The organism is Paenibacillus spongiae (assembly GCF_024734895.1).
In the GTDB taxonomy this organism is placed as follows: domain Bacteria; phylum Bacillota; class Bacilli; order Paenibacillales; family Paenibacillaceae; genus Paenibacillus_Z; species Paenibacillus_Z spongiae.
Genome location: NZ_CP091430.1, coordinates 1,637,339 through 1,653,799 on the forward strand (window position 1 = coordinate 1,637,339; position 16,461 = coordinate 1,653,799).

16 protein-coding genes and 1 riboswitch are annotated in these 16,461 nt (G+C 55.9%); of the genes, 11 read left to right on the forward strand and 5 right to left on the reverse strand.

Going from position 1 to position 16,461, the window contains the following annotated elements:
* Positions 1-9 precede the first annotated feature (9 nt).
* Both L1F29_RS07450 and L1F29_RS07455 read left to right on the forward strand, forming a co-directional pair.
* Positions 10-1,593 carry a UDP-glucose--hexose-1-phosphate uridylyltransferase gene (locus L1F29_RS07450; protein ID WP_258387706.1) on the forward strand — a complete coding sequence of 528 codons (1,584 nt, stop codon included), beginning with the start codon at positions 10-12 and terminating at the stop codon, positions 1,591-1,593.
* Between the two features lie 213 nt (positions 1,594-1,806).
* Positions 1,807-2,274, forward strand: coding sequence for a hypothetical protein (locus L1F29_RS07455; RefSeq protein WP_258387707.1), 468 nt, complete (start codon positions 1,807-1,809; stop codon positions 2,272-2,274).
* 272 nt (positions 2,275-2,546) lie between these two features.
* Here the strand turns inward: L1F29_RS07455 and L1F29_RS07460 are convergent, their stop codons facing one another.
* Positions 2,547-2,780: a DUF1128 domain-containing protein gene (locus L1F29_RS07460; RefSeq protein ID WP_258387708.1), complete on the reverse strand. Its 234-nt coding sequence runs from the start codon at positions 2,778-2,780 to the stop codon at positions 2,547-2,549.
* Positions 2,781-2,917: 137 nt separating this feature from the next.
* Between L1F29_RS07460 and yyaC the strand changes: the two genes are divergently transcribed.
* From yyaC to L1F29_RS07495, 7 genes are all read left to right on the forward strand, one after another.
* A complete protein-coding gene (gene yyaC / locus L1F29_RS07465; RefSeq protein ID WP_258387709.1) occupies positions 2,918-3,544 on the forward strand; it encodes a spore protease YyaC in 627 nt (208 codons plus the stop codon).
* A 38-nt stretch (positions 3,545-3,582) separates the two neighbouring features.
* On the forward strand, positions 3,583-4,422 hold the full coding sequence (locus L1F29_RS07470) for an alpha/beta fold hydrolase (RefSeq protein WP_258387710.1): 840 nt from the start codon (positions 3,583-3,585) through the stop codon (positions 4,420-4,422).
* A 36-nt stretch (positions 4,423-4,458) separates the two neighbouring features.
* A complete protein-coding gene (locus tag L1F29_RS07475; protein WP_258387711.1) occupies positions 4,459-5,100 on the forward strand; it encodes a DUF6483 family protein in 642 nt (213 codons plus the stop codon).
* A gap of 26 nt (positions 5,101-5,126) precedes the next feature.
* On the forward strand, positions 5,127-6,299 hold the full coding sequence (locus tag L1F29_RS07480) for a class I SAM-dependent methyltransferase (protein WP_258387712.1): 1,173 nt from the start codon (positions 5,127-5,129) through the stop codon (positions 6,297-6,299).
* Between the two features lie 146 nt (positions 6,300-6,445).
* The gene (locus L1F29_RS07485) at positions 6,446-8,095 is read left to right on the forward strand and encodes a histidine kinase N-terminal 7TM domain-containing diguanylate cyclase (protein ID WP_258389634.1); all 1,650 of its coding nucleotides are present in this window, start codon (positions 6,446-6,448) and stop codon (positions 8,093-8,095) included.
* Positions 8,096-8,171: 76 nt separating this feature from the next.
* Complete coding sequence (locus L1F29_RS07490; RefSeq protein WP_258387713.1) at positions 8,172-9,254, forward strand: HD-GYP domain-containing protein; 1,083 nt, start codon at positions 8,172-8,174, stop codon at positions 9,252-9,254.
* A gap of 54 nt (positions 9,255-9,308) precedes the next feature.
* Positions 9,309-9,406, forward strand: a riboswitch (cyclic di-GMP riboswitch).
* A gap of 196 nt (positions 9,407-9,602) precedes the next feature.
* A complete protein-coding gene (locus L1F29_RS07495) occupies positions 9,603-10,307 on the forward strand; it encodes a PilZ domain-containing protein (protein ID WP_258387714.1) in 705 nt (234 codons plus the stop codon).
* A gap of 133 nt (positions 10,308-10,440) precedes the next feature.
* Here the strand turns inward: L1F29_RS07495 and L1F29_RS07500 are convergent, their stop codons facing one another.
* Entirely contained in the window at positions 10,441-11,685 is a 1,245-nt protein-coding gene (locus L1F29_RS07500) for an ABC transporter permease (protein ID WP_258387715.1), read from the reverse strand.
* A complete protein-coding gene (locus L1F29_RS07505) occupies positions 11,682-12,410 on the reverse strand; it encodes an ABC transporter ATP-binding protein (RefSeq protein ID WP_258387716.1) in 729 nt (242 codons plus the stop codon). Before L1F29_RS07505 ends, L1F29_RS07500 begins: the two co-directional genes overlap by 4 nt.
* Positions 12,411-12,716: 306 nt before the next feature.
* Between L1F29_RS07505 and L1F29_RS07510 the strand changes: the two genes are divergently transcribed.
* Both L1F29_RS07510 and L1F29_RS07515 read left to right on the forward strand, forming a co-directional pair.
* Positions 12,717-14,870 (forward strand): O-antigen ligase family protein, encoded by a 2,154-nt coding sequence (locus tag L1F29_RS07510; protein WP_258387717.1) that lies wholly within the window; start codon positions 12,717-12,719, stop codon positions 14,868-14,870.
* Positions 14,871-14,955: 85 nt separating this feature from the next.
* Positions 14,956-15,312 (forward strand): hypothetical protein, encoded by a 357-nt coding sequence (locus L1F29_RS07515; protein ID WP_258387718.1) that lies wholly within the window; start codon positions 14,956-14,958, stop codon positions 15,310-15,312.
* A 121-nt stretch (positions 15,313-15,433) separates the two neighbouring features.
* Here the strand turns inward: L1F29_RS07515 and L1F29_RS07520 are convergent, their stop codons facing one another.
* Both L1F29_RS07520 and L1F29_RS07525 read right to left on the reverse strand, forming a co-directional pair.
* Entirely contained in the window at positions 15,434-15,754 is a 321-nt protein-coding gene (locus L1F29_RS07520) for a dehydrogenase (protein WP_258387719.1), read from the reverse strand.
* A gap of 102 nt (positions 15,755-15,856) precedes the next feature.
* The gene (locus L1F29_RS07525) at positions 15,857-16,303 is read right to left on the reverse strand and encodes a cupredoxin domain-containing protein (protein ID WP_258387720.1); all 447 of its coding nucleotides are present in this window, start codon (positions 16,301-16,303) and stop codon (positions 15,857-15,859) included.
* Between the last annotated feature and the right edge of the window lie 158 nt (positions 16,304-16,461).

Sequence of the window (16,461 nt, forward strand, 5' to 3'; positions counted from 1 at the left end):
GCATGCATCATGACAGAACATCAAGCATATGGGCCGGACGCAAGCAATGCGGTCATTCTGATCGAGAGGCTTGTCCGATTCGCACTTCAGCGCGGCTTGCTGGGCGAGCTCGATGCCTATGCATCGCGTAATGCGCTGCTTGATCTGTTTCAATTCACGGAAGCGTACGACGGGGAGCCTCTTGATGAAGAGCTGCTGGAGAGCGCGATGGAGCTGATGGAGCCGCTGCTCGATTACGGCGTTTCCATCGGACTAATTCCCGACAATACGACGACGTCCCGCGATCTGTTGGATGCGCGCATCATGGGACTGCTAATGCCGCGCCCGGCCGAAGCAGCCGCTCAATTCTGGCGGCTCGCGAAAGCGGAAGGGGCCGTGAAGGCTACCGATGCGTTCTATGCGCTGAGCATCGATTCCAACTATATCCGAATGGACCGGATCCGGAAGAACCAGTACTGGCAACAGCCGACGGAATACGGCAATTTGGAAATTACCGTTAACCTGTCGAAGCCGGAGAAGGACCCGCGGGAAATCGCCAAGCTGAAAACTTTGGCACCGAGCCATTACCCGAAATGCCTGCTCTGCGTTGATAACGTAGGCTACGCCGGCCGCGCGGATCATCCGGCACGCCAGAACCTGCGCGTCGTGCCGTTAACGCTCCAAGGCGAAACATGGTACCTTCAATACTCGCCGTACGTGTATTATAACGAGCACAGCATTGTATTCCACAGCAAGCACGTGCCGATGAGGATATCGGCCGGCTCGTTCGTCCGCTTGCTGGACTTTGTCGACGAGTTCCCGCATTACTTTATAGGCTCGAATGCGGACTTGCCGATCGTCGGCGGCTCGATTTTGAACCATGACCATTTTCAGGCGGGACGTCATACCTTTCCGATGGAGACCGCGCAGGCGGAAGCGGTCTATGCGGATTCCGCGGAGCCGGACATCACATACAGCGTTGTGGCATGGCCCATGTCGGTCGTACGCATTAACGGATTGAATAAGCCGAAGGTGCTTGCGGCGGCGGAGCGGCTATTGAACGCCTGGCGCGCATACAGCGATCCGCTCGCAGATATTCAAGCCTACACCGAGAAAGATGGCATGCGCGTGCCGCACAATACCATTACACCGATCGCGCGCATTCACGATAACGGCGAGTATGAGCTTGATCTCGTTCTGCGCAATAACCGGACCAGCCCCGCTCATCCGGACGGTATATTCCACCCGCATGATCATCTGCACCATATTAAGAAAGAGAACATCGGACTAATTGAGGTTATGGGCTTGGCGGTGCTGCCCGGAAGGCTGAAGACCGAGCTGGAGGACATTGCGGGGTACTTGACCGGTGACGTGACGGCAGATGAAGCGGCCCTTCAAGCCGGACCGCTGGGCAAGCATGCCGGTTGGATTCTGGACATGATCCGCGAGTACGGAACCGGATTGACGGCGGTACAGGCGGCGGAAGTGCTGCGGGATGAAGTAGGACGCAAGTTTCTCGAAGTGCTGAAGGATGCCGGCGTTTACAAGCGTACGCCGGAAGGAAGAGAAGCATTCGAACGGTTCCTGCTTTCCGTCGGTTTATCGGCACGATAAAGAAGTGGATAGCCCGGTCCCCTCGATACCCGCATGTTGCGGGTATCGAGGGGATTCTTTATTGGCAGCGGGCAGTCAAGCGGGTGCAATGTTTTTTGGTAAACATAGCATTATATCAAATATGGTATTTTTTTATAATTAATAAAGGGTTATAATAAAAGCTATCGAAATTAGTTAGTGACTACTTTACTCGAATAGTTGGAGGGGTTACACGTGTCTTTGCCGATCATGCCGCTGGATGATTTTTTAAAGCTAACGACAGATGAACAGGTAGAAAAGCTGAAACAATACAAGATGGATTATACCTTGAAGGATATCCGTGAAGTATGGGGCTTTAAGCACTCGGCCCAGTATTATATGCTTCTGAAGAAGCTGCGCATCTACGAGCGTGTCGTGAACAAGTCGGACAAGTTCTTCCCCGAGCAGCTGCTCTCTTCGCGCGGCGGCGCGGTACCGCTTCCAACTTATTCGTATGCCATGAACGAGCGCAAAGCCCCTGCCGATCAATTCGGCTATGAATTGAACGTGACGCTCAGCGGTCCGGAGCTTGCGGACAAGCTGGAGCGATTGGCGCACTTCTTGAAGGGGGAGCAGAAGGAAGTCACGATCAAGCTGTCGATCTCTGCCGATGCGCCAGGGGAAGCGGGTATGCGCGATCAGCAGGAAGGGGAAGCTTTGTAATCGCAAGCCCAAAGATGACGGCAAGCTAGGTAATATCAATTGGATTGCACCGGGCTTACCTGCTGCATATAACAAAACCGGCCCGAAGAGGGGCCGGTTTCTTTCTTCCGGGTACCGACAAAGTCCATTGGAAGTTCAACACTGACCGGAGATTGGACGGGAATCTTATCGGTCCGGACGGAATATCGGCTGTTTTGTTGTATGAATAATGATGTCGTATAATGTAACAATATGCTAGTAATTGTAATACAATGTAAATTGTTATGTGAAAATCATTGACTTTTGCTGCGCAGCTTCCCCAGCTCGGAGACGAGCGCTTCCACCTCGCTGATGCTGAATTTCTCCTTGTCTGCCACAACGTCATACAAATCTTTAATGTCCTCGTAATGTGCGATATCGAAGTGCGTGGCCTGCATAGCGGCGGCCGATGCCATCCGCAGCTTGGTCTTGATCGCTTCAATCATATACTCGACATTCTCCAATGACGGTTCGCTTAAATTTTTCATCGCGGGCTCCTCCTTCCTGGCCTGTATTAGCTGTTCGTATTGTACCATGCTTGCAAGGCTGCCGCCACTTTGCTTTCATTTGATGCTATCATGCGATATCGGGTACAATTAGGGCATGGGAAGGGGCTGGGATACGGATGAAAAGTCGAACCAAGCCGCGTCGCCATTCGGACGGCGGGGCCGTATCTTGGCAGCGGGCGGATGCGGATGGCTTAAGAAGTTTTTTGCTGCAGGCTGCCGATAGCCATCCGGATCGTTCATCGCTTACGGTCGTATGTATCGGCACGGACCGTTCGACGGGCGACTCGTTTGGGCCTTGGATCGGAACGATGCTGCGGGAGCGGGGCTGGACGAATGTAATCGGGACGCTGAGCAGTCCTTGCGATGCGGATCGTTATGAGCGGGCTGTCGCCGGCATACATCCGGAGCAGACCGTCATTGCCATTGACGCTTGCCTCGGCAAACCCGACAGCGTGGGCGGTTTCCTTGTCAAGGAAGGCCAGCTGCAGCCGGCGCAGGCGACGGACAAGCGTCTGTCTCCGATTGGCCATTACAGCATTGCCGGCGTGGTTGCCCCCTTTGGCGCCAGGTCGTATTGGAGCCTGCAGCGTGCGTCGCTCTACGAAATCATCGCGATGGCAGGTCAAGCAGCGGATGCTCTCTGCCTCGCATGGCCCGACCGGAAGCGGGCTGCCTCGGACGATTCCCGGGATGCTGCGCCGCTTATGCCGCTGCTTCGATTCATGATGAAGGATAGTCGGTGAAGAAGTGGTTATCATGGAATGGAAAGGATGATAACGATATGACGAAGATATCGCTGGCCAATCATAAGGTTACGCTGCCAAGCGGACTCGAGGCCGCTTATTACGATTCGGGGGCCGTGAATGGAATTTTGCCGGCAGGGACGGCAATCATTCTGCTTCATGGCTACTGCGGAAGCTCGGCTTATTGGGAGAAAGTGCTGCCGGAACTTGCGAAGCTCGGACGCGTCGTCATTCCCGACCTTCGCGGGCATGGGTTAAGCTCAGCCCCTGAAGAGGAAACATACGCGATGGAGACGCTGGCCGATGATCTGAATCTCTTGATCGGAGAGCTTCGCATCGATACGGCTTGTTTATTCGGCCATTCGCTTGGCGGTTATGCGGCGCTCGCCTATGCGGAGAAGAACGGCGATCGGCTGAAATCGCTGGGGCTTATTCATTCCACCGCTTTGCCCGATAGCGCCGAAGCTAAGCTGAACCGGGATAAGGCGGTTCAGACGATTCTGACCGAAGGCATTGAGCGGTTCGTCGATGGTCTTGTTCCGAAGCTGTTTGCGCCGCGGCATCGAGATACGATGGAGGAGGCGGTCGGCCGGGTCGTTAAGATTGGTTACGGCACCAGTGCGGCCGGTGCGGCGGCGACCGCGCGCGGAATGAAGACGCGGCAGGACCGTACGGTCGTGCTGGAAGGCTTGAACCTTCCAAGACTGCTCGTTGCCGGCTCGGATGACGGAGTCATCCCGGCGGAGAAGACGTTTACGGCCGAAGGGCCAGGCGTCTCTCAGGTCTTGCTCGGCGGATGCGGGCATATGAGCATGCTGGAGTCTCCGGGCGAGCTTGCAAGCCGTATCGACGCATTCGTTCGCTTATCGGCTCGTTAACGGATAGGCACTGGGTGGAGAGGAGAGTGGCTTGTCATGTTTCAACGGGATTATTTTATGCGGATGATTGAACAAATGAGCGTTGTCGTTGGGCAAGTGATGGGTCTGCGGAGGGAAAGAAAGCAGGAGGAAGCGCTGCTTGTCATCGACGAATTGCTTGATCGGGAATTCCGCTTGAACGCCAAGCTGATCCGCTCGTTATCGGATCGCGATCTGATCGCCATGATGACGAGGAGCGGTATTGTCGAGACCGCGAACGTATATGCCATTGCGCGTTTATTGAAGGAAGAGGGCGACCTGAATGAAGAGCTCGGCCGCCCCGAGCGCAGCTTTCCGTCGCGGCTGAAGGCGCTCCATCTTTTTATCCGGCTTGCGCTGCTCGATGCCCCGGCGGTCCTCAAGACGCCAACGGAGGAGGCCGACGAGCTGCTGGCTCGACTAGGCGAGTATGAACTGCCTGTTGAGACGAAGCAGCTTATTCTGGAATGGCATGAGGCGGAGAGAAGATACGATTTGGCGGAGAATGTGCTGTACGAGCTTATGGAGGACAGCGTGCTGACGAAGGAGGATGCGGATGAATTTTATCGTCGTCTGCTCCTGCTTCCGGATGAATGGCTAGAGGCTGGCGGTCTGCCCCGAGATGAAATCATTGACGGTCAGAAGCGGCTTCATGTTTAGAATAGGGTAGGAGCGATCGAATACATATGGAACAATGGCAGATGGAAATGCGGCAGTGGATCGATAACGGGCAGCTCAGGCAGGCGACGTTCAGCCAGCTCAGACGCAAGGATGGCGATACGCCTCCGAAGACGGCGATCCGGCCGGTCGAGCTGCGGGGCGGTCTCTACTACCAGCTGGAATATCATTACAAGACGAAAGTGACCCACGAGAACGTGCCGCAAGCGGAAGCGGCTTCCCGGCTTATAGAGCTGCTGGACGAGCAATACCGGCAGGCGCTTATCAAAACGGACGAGGCCGATGTTCAGCTGCTCTTCAATAAGAAAGGGAAGGCTGCGATTCTTCGCAAGCCGGCGACAGTCAAGAATAAAACGGAGGCACTCTCCCATAACCGCCAGAAGCAGTACGTCCTGCAGGAAGGCGATGCCGCTCCGTTTCTCGTCGAGCTGGGCATTGTGACTAAGGAAGGGCGCGTCGCCGCTAAGAAGCAGGATAAATTCCGGCAGATAAACCGCTTTCTGGAGATGGTAACCGACATCCTGCCATACCTTCCCGAAGACCGGGAAATCAAGATTGTCGATTTCGGATGCGGCAAATCTTATTTGACGTTCGCGCTGTATCATCTGCTCGCCGTTCAGCAGAAACGGCAAATATCGATTGTAGGTCTGGATTTGAAGGCGGATGTCATTGCATTCTGCTCCGACCTTGCCCGTAAACTGGGTTATGTCCGTCTTACCTTCCAGGTTGGAGACATCGCGAAGTACGAGGAGCAGTCGGCCGTCGATATGGTTGTGACACTTCATGCCTGCGATACGGCGACGGATGCCGCCCTTGCCAAATCGGTGGAATGGGGAGCTTCCGTCATCTTGTCGGTACCCTGCTGCCAGCATGAATTGTTCCGGCAAGTTGCCAATGAGGCGCTGAGCCCGCTGCTTTCCCATGGTCTGCTGAAGGAACGGTTTGCGGCATTGGCAACCGATGCCGTGCGCGCTCAATTGCTCGAGGTGCTCGGATATAAAGTGCAAATGCTCGAATTTATCGATCCGGAGCATACGCCCAAAAATATTTTGATTCGTGCGACATTAGGTCCAAAGACGGATGCGGATCGCAAGTGGCGCGAGTATACCGCTTTCCGGGACAGTCTGCAACTTGCGCCCTATTTGGAGCGGGCATTGGCGGATAAGCTGCCTACCCCCTGATTACGGATGACTGCTGCGAACAATTCTAGTGAAGGGATATAGACATTGTCGAATAAACGCGGGGTATGATAGAATGAGTGGGGACGGGGAGTCCCAGGATTTTTCACGTAATATCAAGCCTGATAGGAATGATGATAGTGGGACTGATGACATGGGTGGATTTAAGCCTCTTTCTCATTCTGTTCGCTTTATTCGTATATATATTTTGCAGGAATCATATCGTCCGGCTGCATAAAACGTACTTGTTGTTCCACTTCTTCATGATGCTGTGGCCCTTCGGGCAGTTTGCCGTCCGAACGACGGATTATCCTCAATTTCAACAGATTTATATCACTGCATCGTACGTCGGCATGTCCCTCTTAGGCTTCGGATGGTTCTTGTTCACGCTCGCTTTGACGGGGCGGATACAACGATATACCGTGCGTTCCCTATTCTATCTATCGCTGCCGGCCGTTCTATCGGCAGCCAGTATCGTCATTAATCCCGGCGGAGCATTCGTGTCGTTCCAGAATTATAATGTGGAACATCAGTTTGGTCCGTTCTTTTGGATCATGCTCGTCCAGCTGATTGCCTATGGGGGTTACTCGCTGATCCTGCTTCTGAAGAGCCGCAGCGAGATTCCCGCCCAGGAACGGCCGCGGATCTACAATGCGGTTACGGGGATGCTCATTCTTGTCGGCTTCGGTGCCCTGGGAACCATATGGAACGTGGTATTAGAGCCTTGGCTGCCCCGCATTCCTTGTATAATGTCGCTAGGCATGGTAATGTCGGGCATCTATTTTGCATTCGCCATACAGCGGCACAAACTGTTCGATATCATTCAGTTCGCCCAACAGGATGTGTTCGATACGATATCGGCGGGGATCATTGTGCTGGACGAACAAGACCATGTGCTGGAGCTGAACCGGTTCTTTCAACCGCAGCTTCAGTTCGAGCTCGGTAAACGCTTCAATATGGAGATCTTTCTGGAGAGCACGACGCATGTCATGAACAAAGAGCAGTTTCTGACCCATTACCGTTCGCATCCGCCGGAGAGAGCGGAAACGGAGATTACGATGTCTACTACTGCAGGCGAGGCGCACTTCACGCTGAACGCCGCTCCTATTACCGTTAACAGGAAGATGATCGGGCGGGTCATAACGATTCAGGACGTGACGGAGCTGCGGCAGCTGGTTGCCGAGACCCGTACGAAGAATGAAGCGCTTCTTGACCGCAACCGGGCGCTGATTCTGATGCAGGACGAGCTGTTTCAAGCGAACCGCAAGCTGGAGCAAATGGCGATAACCGACAGCTTGACGGGCTGCTATAATCGGCGCTTCCTCATGCTGCAGCTGGAGCATGAAGTCGCAACGAACATTCGATACGGCATACCGTTCGCAATCTTTCTATTCGACATTGATTTATTCAAGAACGTGAACGATACGTATGGGCATTTGGCTGGGGACGAGGTTATTCGCTCGACGGCGAAGGTCGTCAAGGACTCGCTCAGAAGAACAGACATTCTGGCGCGGTACGGAGGAGAGGAATTCACCGTATATTTGCCGCATACGAACCGGGCACAGGCCGAGATGCTGGCGGACCGCATTCGAACGTCAGTCGAGCAGCATGAATACCGCACAGGGAAACAGGGGGAGACGATCCGCATCACCATCAGCATGGGGATGTTGGCCGTAGACGGGCAAGCGAAGCAGAATCTGGACGATCCCAAGCTATACCTAAAGGAATTGTTCGCCAAAGCGGATGCCGCGCTGTACAGAGCCAAGGAAGACGGGCGCAACCGCGTTGTGAACCTGTAGGGGCATGGGAATTCACGATTCGGCTTACGGACAGTAGGTCTAATACCTTCAGTAAACCATTAAAGGCGGCGTAGCAATGAGAAAAGTAAATATTCTGTCGGTAAAACCAGGGGACAGGCTGGCTCGACCCGTTTTCCGAGAGGACGGCAATATACTTCTGGGCGTCGGTGTGGAGTTAAACGATCGGTTTATTGAACGGTTAATCATGATCGGAGTAGATGTGCTCTATATCGACGATCCGCTGACTGGCGATATAGAGCCGACGACTGCCATTTCGGACTCGACGCATAAGCGGGCCACTGATGCCGTGTATAAGACGATGACGAAGCTAATGGATCAGCCGAACCTGAAAGGGAGAACGATAGCGCCGGAGCTTGGCAGAACGTTCCGGAGCGTCTTCTCCGAGATGCTTCAAGATCTTATAACACGCGAAGACGTCATGGTCAGCTTGACGAATATACAGGTTACCGATGCCTACCTGTTTCAGCATTCGGTCAATGTCGCCATCCTATCGGGAATCATGGGGCTTGCGAAGGGCTATAACAGACAGCAGCTCGAGGAGCTGGGGATGGGAGCGCTGCTATTCGATATCGGAATGACCAAAGTGCCCAGACCGCTGCTTAACAAGAACACTACGCTGACGCTGGATGAGCGGCTTATTATGGAGAAGCATGCGGAAGATGGCTTCAACATCATACGGGCACAGCATGATATTTCTTTGTTGTCGGCCCATTGCGCCTTCCAGCATCACGAACGCTATGACGGATCCGGTTACCCGCGCCGGCTGAAAGCGGATGCCATTCACGAATACGCGCAAATCGTAGGCCTGGCGGACGTGTATGACGCTTTGACCTCGCCGCGCCCGTATCGAAGACGATATACGCCGACCGAAGCGATCGAGTTTCTATTTGCCGCCGGCAACACCTATTTCGATCTTGATTTGATCAAGACGTTCTGCAAGCATATCTCGATCTATCCGGTAGCGACAACGGTGCTGCTCAGCTCCGGCCAGGTCGGGGTCGTATCGGCGAATAATCCGCTTGCGGTTCACCGTCCGACAGTCCGGGTGCTGCGTGAAGCGGACGGCAAGCCGCCGCAATCGACGTATGAAATCGACTTGAAGGATACGCTTAGCTTATTGATCGTGAAGGAACTATAACGATCCTATCGTTAAGTTCCATACGCGGTCCTATAGGCGCTTTTCATAACTGAAAGCACGAAAAGGCAAACTTGTCGAAAGGCAAGGACGCAAAGCTACAGGGTCTAATGTCCCCCTGCTTAAAGAGGGGCGAGGATAGCCTGGCTGCCGAAACGAGACGCCCGTAATCGGGTGGATAACAACGGCTCCGGATGCAGGAAGCGTTTTTTTTGTTTTTCATAAATACCGGTCCTAATGACGATATAAGAGATATACCTCAGTAGGATACAAGAAGCTTGATGCAACTATATTACACCGCCATGGGGGCTGTTTGATTGTCTCATACCGGGCGCGTGAAGGGAGAACGGCATGAGCAATCAGGCAGAGACAAGCAGAAACGGACGGTATGGAATGGAGAAGACAAGCTTTCCGGCCAAGGCGCTTCTGCACAGCCGAACTGTAGTGGAGAAGGATGGCTACGTATCCACAGGGATATTGACCCATGTGGAGGGCGACATGCTGGAAGTGGAGATGACGGAGTACAAGAGCTTTGAGCTTGGCAATCCGGTCCATCTTACCGTCTATTCGGCTGCAGGCATACAGCGGGTACAATCGACGATTATTGGAAAAGCGGAAGGCTCGCTGGCCGTGCTGCTGCCGCCCCGGGCCTTCAATGGGCTGGAGGAGAAGCGGGAATCCGTGCGGGTCGACGTGCTGCTGGGCGGATCGCTCCGGCATGTGCTTAAGCGGGAGATCGGGGAAGGCGAAGGAGCCGAGACGATCGAGGTAGAGGAATGGATCGATCTGACCATTCGGAACATCAGTCTGGCCGGTCTTGGATTCGAAGTGGTAAGCGGTCCTCACCTGTTCCCGGAGGATAAGGTGGAATTCAGGATCAAGTCAGGCTTTGAATTCCGCTGCACGCTGGCAATCGTTCGCAGCAAGCCGGGCGGCGACCATACCTTCTACGGCGCAAGGTACGAAGGGCTGGACGAGCAGCGGCAGCGGGCGCTGCGGGCGTTCCTGCTCCGGGAACAGATCGCTTCCTATTACCGGATGAAGGAAACCAAATAAGCTTCCGTCTTATACATAGGGACAGGGATAGGAAATAGAGGAACCGGTCAAGCGGGTGCTTGTCCGGTTCCTCTATTTGGAAGGATGTAATTGTATTGACGGTCCTTTGCTTATTCGATGTCCTCTTAATCGATTAGATATCGCGGCGGAGCGCCCGCAGCACATCGATCCGCGTAGCTCTCGCAGCAGGCCGCATGCCGGAAAGGACCGCGACGCCAAGGCTGATGCCGACGCTGACGAGCGTGAGCGAGAATGGGATATAGGTAAACGTAAAGCCTTCCGGAGCTTCACCGTCCAGAGCCGATTCAATGATAATCGGAACGACGGCATTGATAACGGCGCTCAATCCGTAAGCGGCGGCCAGTCCGATCAAGGCGCCGAACAGTCCGATGCCGAAGCTCTCCAGAAGGAAGATGCTGCGGATCGTCTTCGGGTTCGCGCCGATCGCTTTCATGATTCCGATGTCTTGCGAGCGTTCCGTAACCGCCATGGTCATCGTGTTATAGATGCCGATCGAAGCGATCAAGACGGCGATGGTGCCGACGAAGATCAGTCCGATCTTCATGATGAGGAAGACCAGGTCCATTTCCTTAATGGTATCGGCAACCGAATAAAGGCTGTAGCCTTCATCCCTGAGAGCCTTGGACATTGCGGTGACTTGATCCGCGCTCTCGGCGTATACCTTGACATTGGGATGGGTTTCGAAATCTTTATGGAACAAACGGTCTTGGATCGAATCGTCGAGATAGAGCTCAGTCGACTGCAGCCATTCTTTATCCGGCTTCGTCGTCAATCCGACGATGGTCAGCTTGACCATGCCAAGGGACTCTTCTTTCTCGGTAGCCGGATTATACCCGGTCGCGCGGAATTCAATCTGTTTGCCGAGCAGAGAACCCGTATAGGCATCCTCGGTTCCGGCCTTCATCAATTGCTGGGCAAAATGGTAGCCGACGATAGCCTCGGTGCCATTCTTGGGCATACGGCCTTCCGAGAGCTGCAGCCCGGCTTTCGTTTCTTCCTCGAAATTGGTTACGATGGCCGAGGGGCTGCTTTTATAACCCTCCAGGGTGACCTCGCCCTGCGTGAAGCGCTGCGCCGTTACGGCTTTCACGCCGTCGCGCTTCTTGAAGCGGTCCGCGTCGGCTTGGGTGATCGCTTCATGGCTGTCGCCATTCTTTTTGCCGTGGATTTGAATCTCGGTCAGCGTCTGACCCTGCATCATATCATCGACCAGACTGCGCTGAAGACCGAATGCAACGGAGGCGATCATCATCAGAAATGTACAGCCCATAGCGGTGGCGAGTATCGTCATGAAGATGCGCGATTTGTTTTTCGCCATGTTTTGTTTGACGAAGCGCAGCTTATCGCTGGTTTTCACGGTTTCACCACCTCCAATTTACGGTACTCGTTCGGGCTTCCGTTCGCAGGATCTGCGAGCCGGCCGTCCTCGATCCGCATCGTCCGGTTGCCGATCGATGCAACCTTATCGTCATGCGTTATAATGAGCAGCGTAATGCCGTGATCGCGGTTCAACGTCTGCAGCAGCTGCAGCAGCTGCTCTTCGTTCTCGCTGTCGAGACTGCCGGTCGGTTCGTCGGCAAGCAGCACGGGCGGATTCAGGATCAGCGAGCGTGCGATGCCGACGCGCTGCTGCTGGCCGCCGGACAGCTCGCTCGGATAATGGTCGGCGTAGGCTGCGATACCGAGCTTCTCCAGAATCTCCGTCGCTTGCTTGCGGCGCTCGCCGGCAGGCAGGCCCTGAAGGACGAGCGGCAGCTCTGTGTTTTCGAAAGCGGTCATGCTCGGGATGAGCTGGAAATTCTGGAATACGAAGCCCAGGTATCGTCTGCGGAAATCGGCCCATTGACCTTCGCTGTAGTCGGTAACATCCAGGCCTGCGATGCTGACACGGCCGCTGGTCGGGCGGATAAAGCCTGAGGCGATATGAAGCAGCGTCGATTTGCCGGATCCGCTTCGTCCGATCAGCGTGACGATTTCGCCTTTGCGGATCGTCAGATCGATGCCGCGCAGAACTGGAACGCGGCGCTCTTGGCCTTTGCGGCCAAGCGTGAACGCATGCTCGATTTGACGCAGTTCAATCATAGGAATAACCTCCATCTATCGTTAAAATTTCATGAGTGTTGTCCATCAATTGCGCAGCAGGACCGGCCGCCCGGGTGGCGATCGCTGCTATATGTGAACATAACGAAAGCACGCAGAAAAAAGTTTTGGACCGGCTTTTCTCCGCCTTCGAAAGCGGCAGCGCGCTATGATACAATCGATGGAAATAAGCACATGCAAAAATGATCCATTCGATTGGACATGGAACAGGGATCATGATGCTGGGAAAGCGCTGCGCCGATTCGATGAATCGGAGGACTAGCAAACTTACAATCAGGGGGTGCCGGGATGCCCGGGGCTATGGCTGTGGCGGCTGCATGCTGGTTCGCCATCGTACTTATCGTTTCGTCCTACCGATACGGCATGTTCTTCGACGTATCGTTCTACCGATGGGAATGGCTGCTGGCCATAACCGCACTGGCCTCGATGCTGCTTGCGTCCATTGCCCGCCTTACCCGCAGGAAACTTCCCCGGAGAGCCTCCCATCGGGGATTCCCGGAGGAGCCAGCGGCCCTTATTCAGGAGAAGGAGGCTGCTTCAACAGCTCCTCGACGTGCCGCCGCTTGCTGGCATGCGGTTCCCGCCGCGGCATATGGGCCGCTGGCGATCGCGCTGCTGTACGCGCTGTCGCTGGCCTTTGAACCGGCATCGGTTAACGGAACCATCGGACAAGCCTTGCGCTGGTCCGCATACGGCGCCATATTATGGAGCCTCTATTTCTGGCTTCGGCCGCCTTCCGGCCGGATCTGGCTTGCGGCGGCTATACAGGCAGCAGGGGCCTTTGTCGTCTGGGGGGCCTTGGCGGGATGGATGGGGTGGATCGCATTCCCGGAGATCGTCATGGTAACAAGCGATGAACAGCTGTCCGCTACGGGCGCCCGCTTAGCGGGTTATTTCCAATACCCGAATATGCTCGGCGCAGTGGCAGGGGCCTATACGGTCTGGCAATGGCTGCTGCTTGTCCGCGAACGGTCATGGCTGGCCTTTGCGGCCGCCGCTCTGCAGAGCGTTCCTGCGGCGCTTGTGCTCCTGCTGACGGAATCGCGCGGTGCTTGGATGGCCGCTGCAATCGGCTGGCTGGCCGGGTTGCTGCTGCTTGGGCGCCGAGAGCGAACCGGTTGGCTGCTATACAGCGGCTGGACGCTGCTCGCGGCAGGAGCGGGCTACCGGTTTCTGCTGAAAGCGGGCTTACATACCAGCGGAGCTTCCCAAGGCTGGGGAGAGATGACGGGAGCGGCCGTATTGCTTGCCGCGGTCATCTTATCCGGCCTCGGGATGATCGGAATCCGCCGCCTCTTGAGCCGCGGGCTCGGCCGGCGGGAGCGCCTTATCGCATGGGGCGTCTGGTCAGCGGGCGCTGCCGCAGCGATTCTGCTGCTCGTGACGGCCGTTCAAGGCCGGGTAAGCGGCAATTTCCAGACGGCCGGCTCTCGCATGCTGTTCTATCAAGATGCTTTCAAATTGTTTCTGGAGGCCCCGCTGTTTGGCCGCGGAGGCGACACCTGGCAGGTGCTGTTTACGCAAATGCAATCGCAGCCCTATGTGGGCAGTGAAGTCCACAGCGGTTACTTGGAGCTGCTGCTGGATATCGGACTAGTCGGCGCCGCGGTGTTCGCCGTTGTTCTGGGGGCGCTGCTGCTGCGTGTCTTCCGGCATGACCGGGCCGGTCTTATTCCGCTGGCGGTATTGCTGTTTCATGCCGCCGCCGACTTCGATATGTCGTTCGGCTTCTATTGGCTGCTCGCCTTCGGCTGGATCGCGCTCTACAGCCTGGAGGGAGCGGGGACAGCCGGTGCGGCGGCGGCGGCGGGTAAGACGCCGTACGCATTCCGCTGGCGGCTGGCGGCGCGGGCAACCGCCGCGGCGACGGCCGCCGTGGTGTTCGCTGCAGCCGCCGTCACCGGCTGGCAGCTGGATCGCGCCGCGCAGCACCGCGCATCGGCCGTCGCCGCAGACGGCGATGCGCGGGCAGCCGCGCTGCGCGCTGCGCTCGAGGCGAATCCGCATTGGACGCGGATTCGCCTCGAGCTGGCGCCCTTAGCCCCGCCGGCGGAACGCGCGGGGCTGCTGGCTGCCGGACTGCGGAGCGAGCCGCAGTCCGTGCCGCTGCTGTGGGCGCTCGGCACCGAAGCGGCCGAGCGCGGCGACGTCTCGCAGGCGGCGGCGCATATGCGCCTCGCGCTGCGGTATGACCGGTTCGCCCGCGTCAAGCAGACCGACGCGGTCGTCGCCATGACCCGGCTCGCGCAGTCGAAGCGAGCCGAACGCCTCTACGGCGAGGCTCGTCTTGCCGCTCAGACGGCGCTGGCCTTCTATGATGCCTATGAAGCGCTCGGACGCGAGTCTTATCAGGCGAATGGCCGCCGCTTTGAAGTCACGGAAGAAGCGGCGAAGGCTGCCAAAGTCAGCAGGCGGCTGCTCGATTATCTTCAGGAACCGTGAAAACGGGTCGATGCCCGGGCGGTGTGTCCAATCTTTCGCCCCGTTTGCGTCATATGCTGTTGCAAACGTGAAAGGAGCGATGGGCATGGCATCGACACGCGTTAGACCAAGGCGGGAAGTGGTCGGCAGGGGCAAAGTCATCCGCATGGCAGTGCCAACGAAACGGAATGTGCAATCCGGGCCGATTCTGAATCGCCTGACGGTTGTTTGGGTGCAGAATAATGGAGTGACCTTTAACACAACAGGCTTCTTCGCTCGTTTGTTCAGGGGAAACACGCTCGTATCGACCGCATTCTTCGATAATTTCGGCGTCGTCCGCTTCGGGAATATCGGAACGCTGACGAATGCCACCTTCACCATCCAAACATTCAGCCCCACCGGCATTCTGTTCCGGCAGCGCACCATTCCAGCGGGCTCCGAAGCGTTCGCCATTATCGGCTAATGACGATTCGTTGACGCGCAAGGATGGCTCAACCACACTTAACCCTAATCATTCGAAAACAGCAGCGCAGCTCCTCATCGGAGCTGCGCTGCTGTTCGTTGTGCCGCCGGAAGGGGCATATTCAGCCGCCGAACGCATCCCGGAACGCCGTTCGCAGCTTGCCCGGCTCGACGTTCCATAATGCGGCGATTTCATCGTTGACGTTCTCGTCCCACCAGTCGGCGAGCAGACGCCGATTGCTGCGATTTTCGTAAATCCAAATCGAATTCAGGATGACTTTGCGGTAATACAGCTTCTCGGCTTCCTGGATCTTGTCGCTGGGAATCCAAATGCCGAGCCGCTTCATCGTCCGGTATAGCTCGTTATCGCAGGCCCGCCTGATTTTTCGCGCGCTGGGGTATTGCTCGGTATGCTTATTGTTGTGGTTAGCCGAAGATTTCATCGTCACCGACTCCTCCCTATCCCCTATATATGCTTCCGGGGTGGAGGAGGTCACAAGCGGCGGCGCTTCAAGGCAGTGGCCGTGACGGTACCGCGTTTGCGACTATTGGACCTGAATATATCCGACCATAGGCGCGCCGTGACTCGATTCCGTATGGGTCTGGCACACGATCGGGTAGGTGCCCTTCGCTTCCGCTTTGAACCGGACGGTTGTCGTCTTGCCTTTCGTTACGACGCCCTTAATCCCCAGGCCTTCAATGACGAAAGGATGGGATTCCCCATTGACGCCTGTAATGCGCAGCTCGACCTGATCCCCCTTGTTGACGATAATGGTGCCGGGATCCCAGCGGTAGACCTCGATTTTTTTGCCGTCATCCGTACGCGCCTCGAATTCCCCGGTAACCAGGTGAAAGACGCGGACTTGCTCCGGCGCGCTCATGGCGGGCTTCGCCGGGTTCCATTTGATGTAAACGGCAGCAATGAGCAGGACGAGGAGCACAAGGGAGAAGAGACGGAAATGCTTTTTCTTCACGACAAAAATTTTTGACATGAAACGCCCACCTTCTTTCATCGGATCAGTATCACAGCTAGTCTATGCACGGGCTTGTCTGCCGATGATAACGAAATCGAAAATGATAATTAATGCATGCGGGTCTCACCTTTGTCCTCCATTGGGTCTATGGATGGCATGTCTGGAAGTATGCTAGA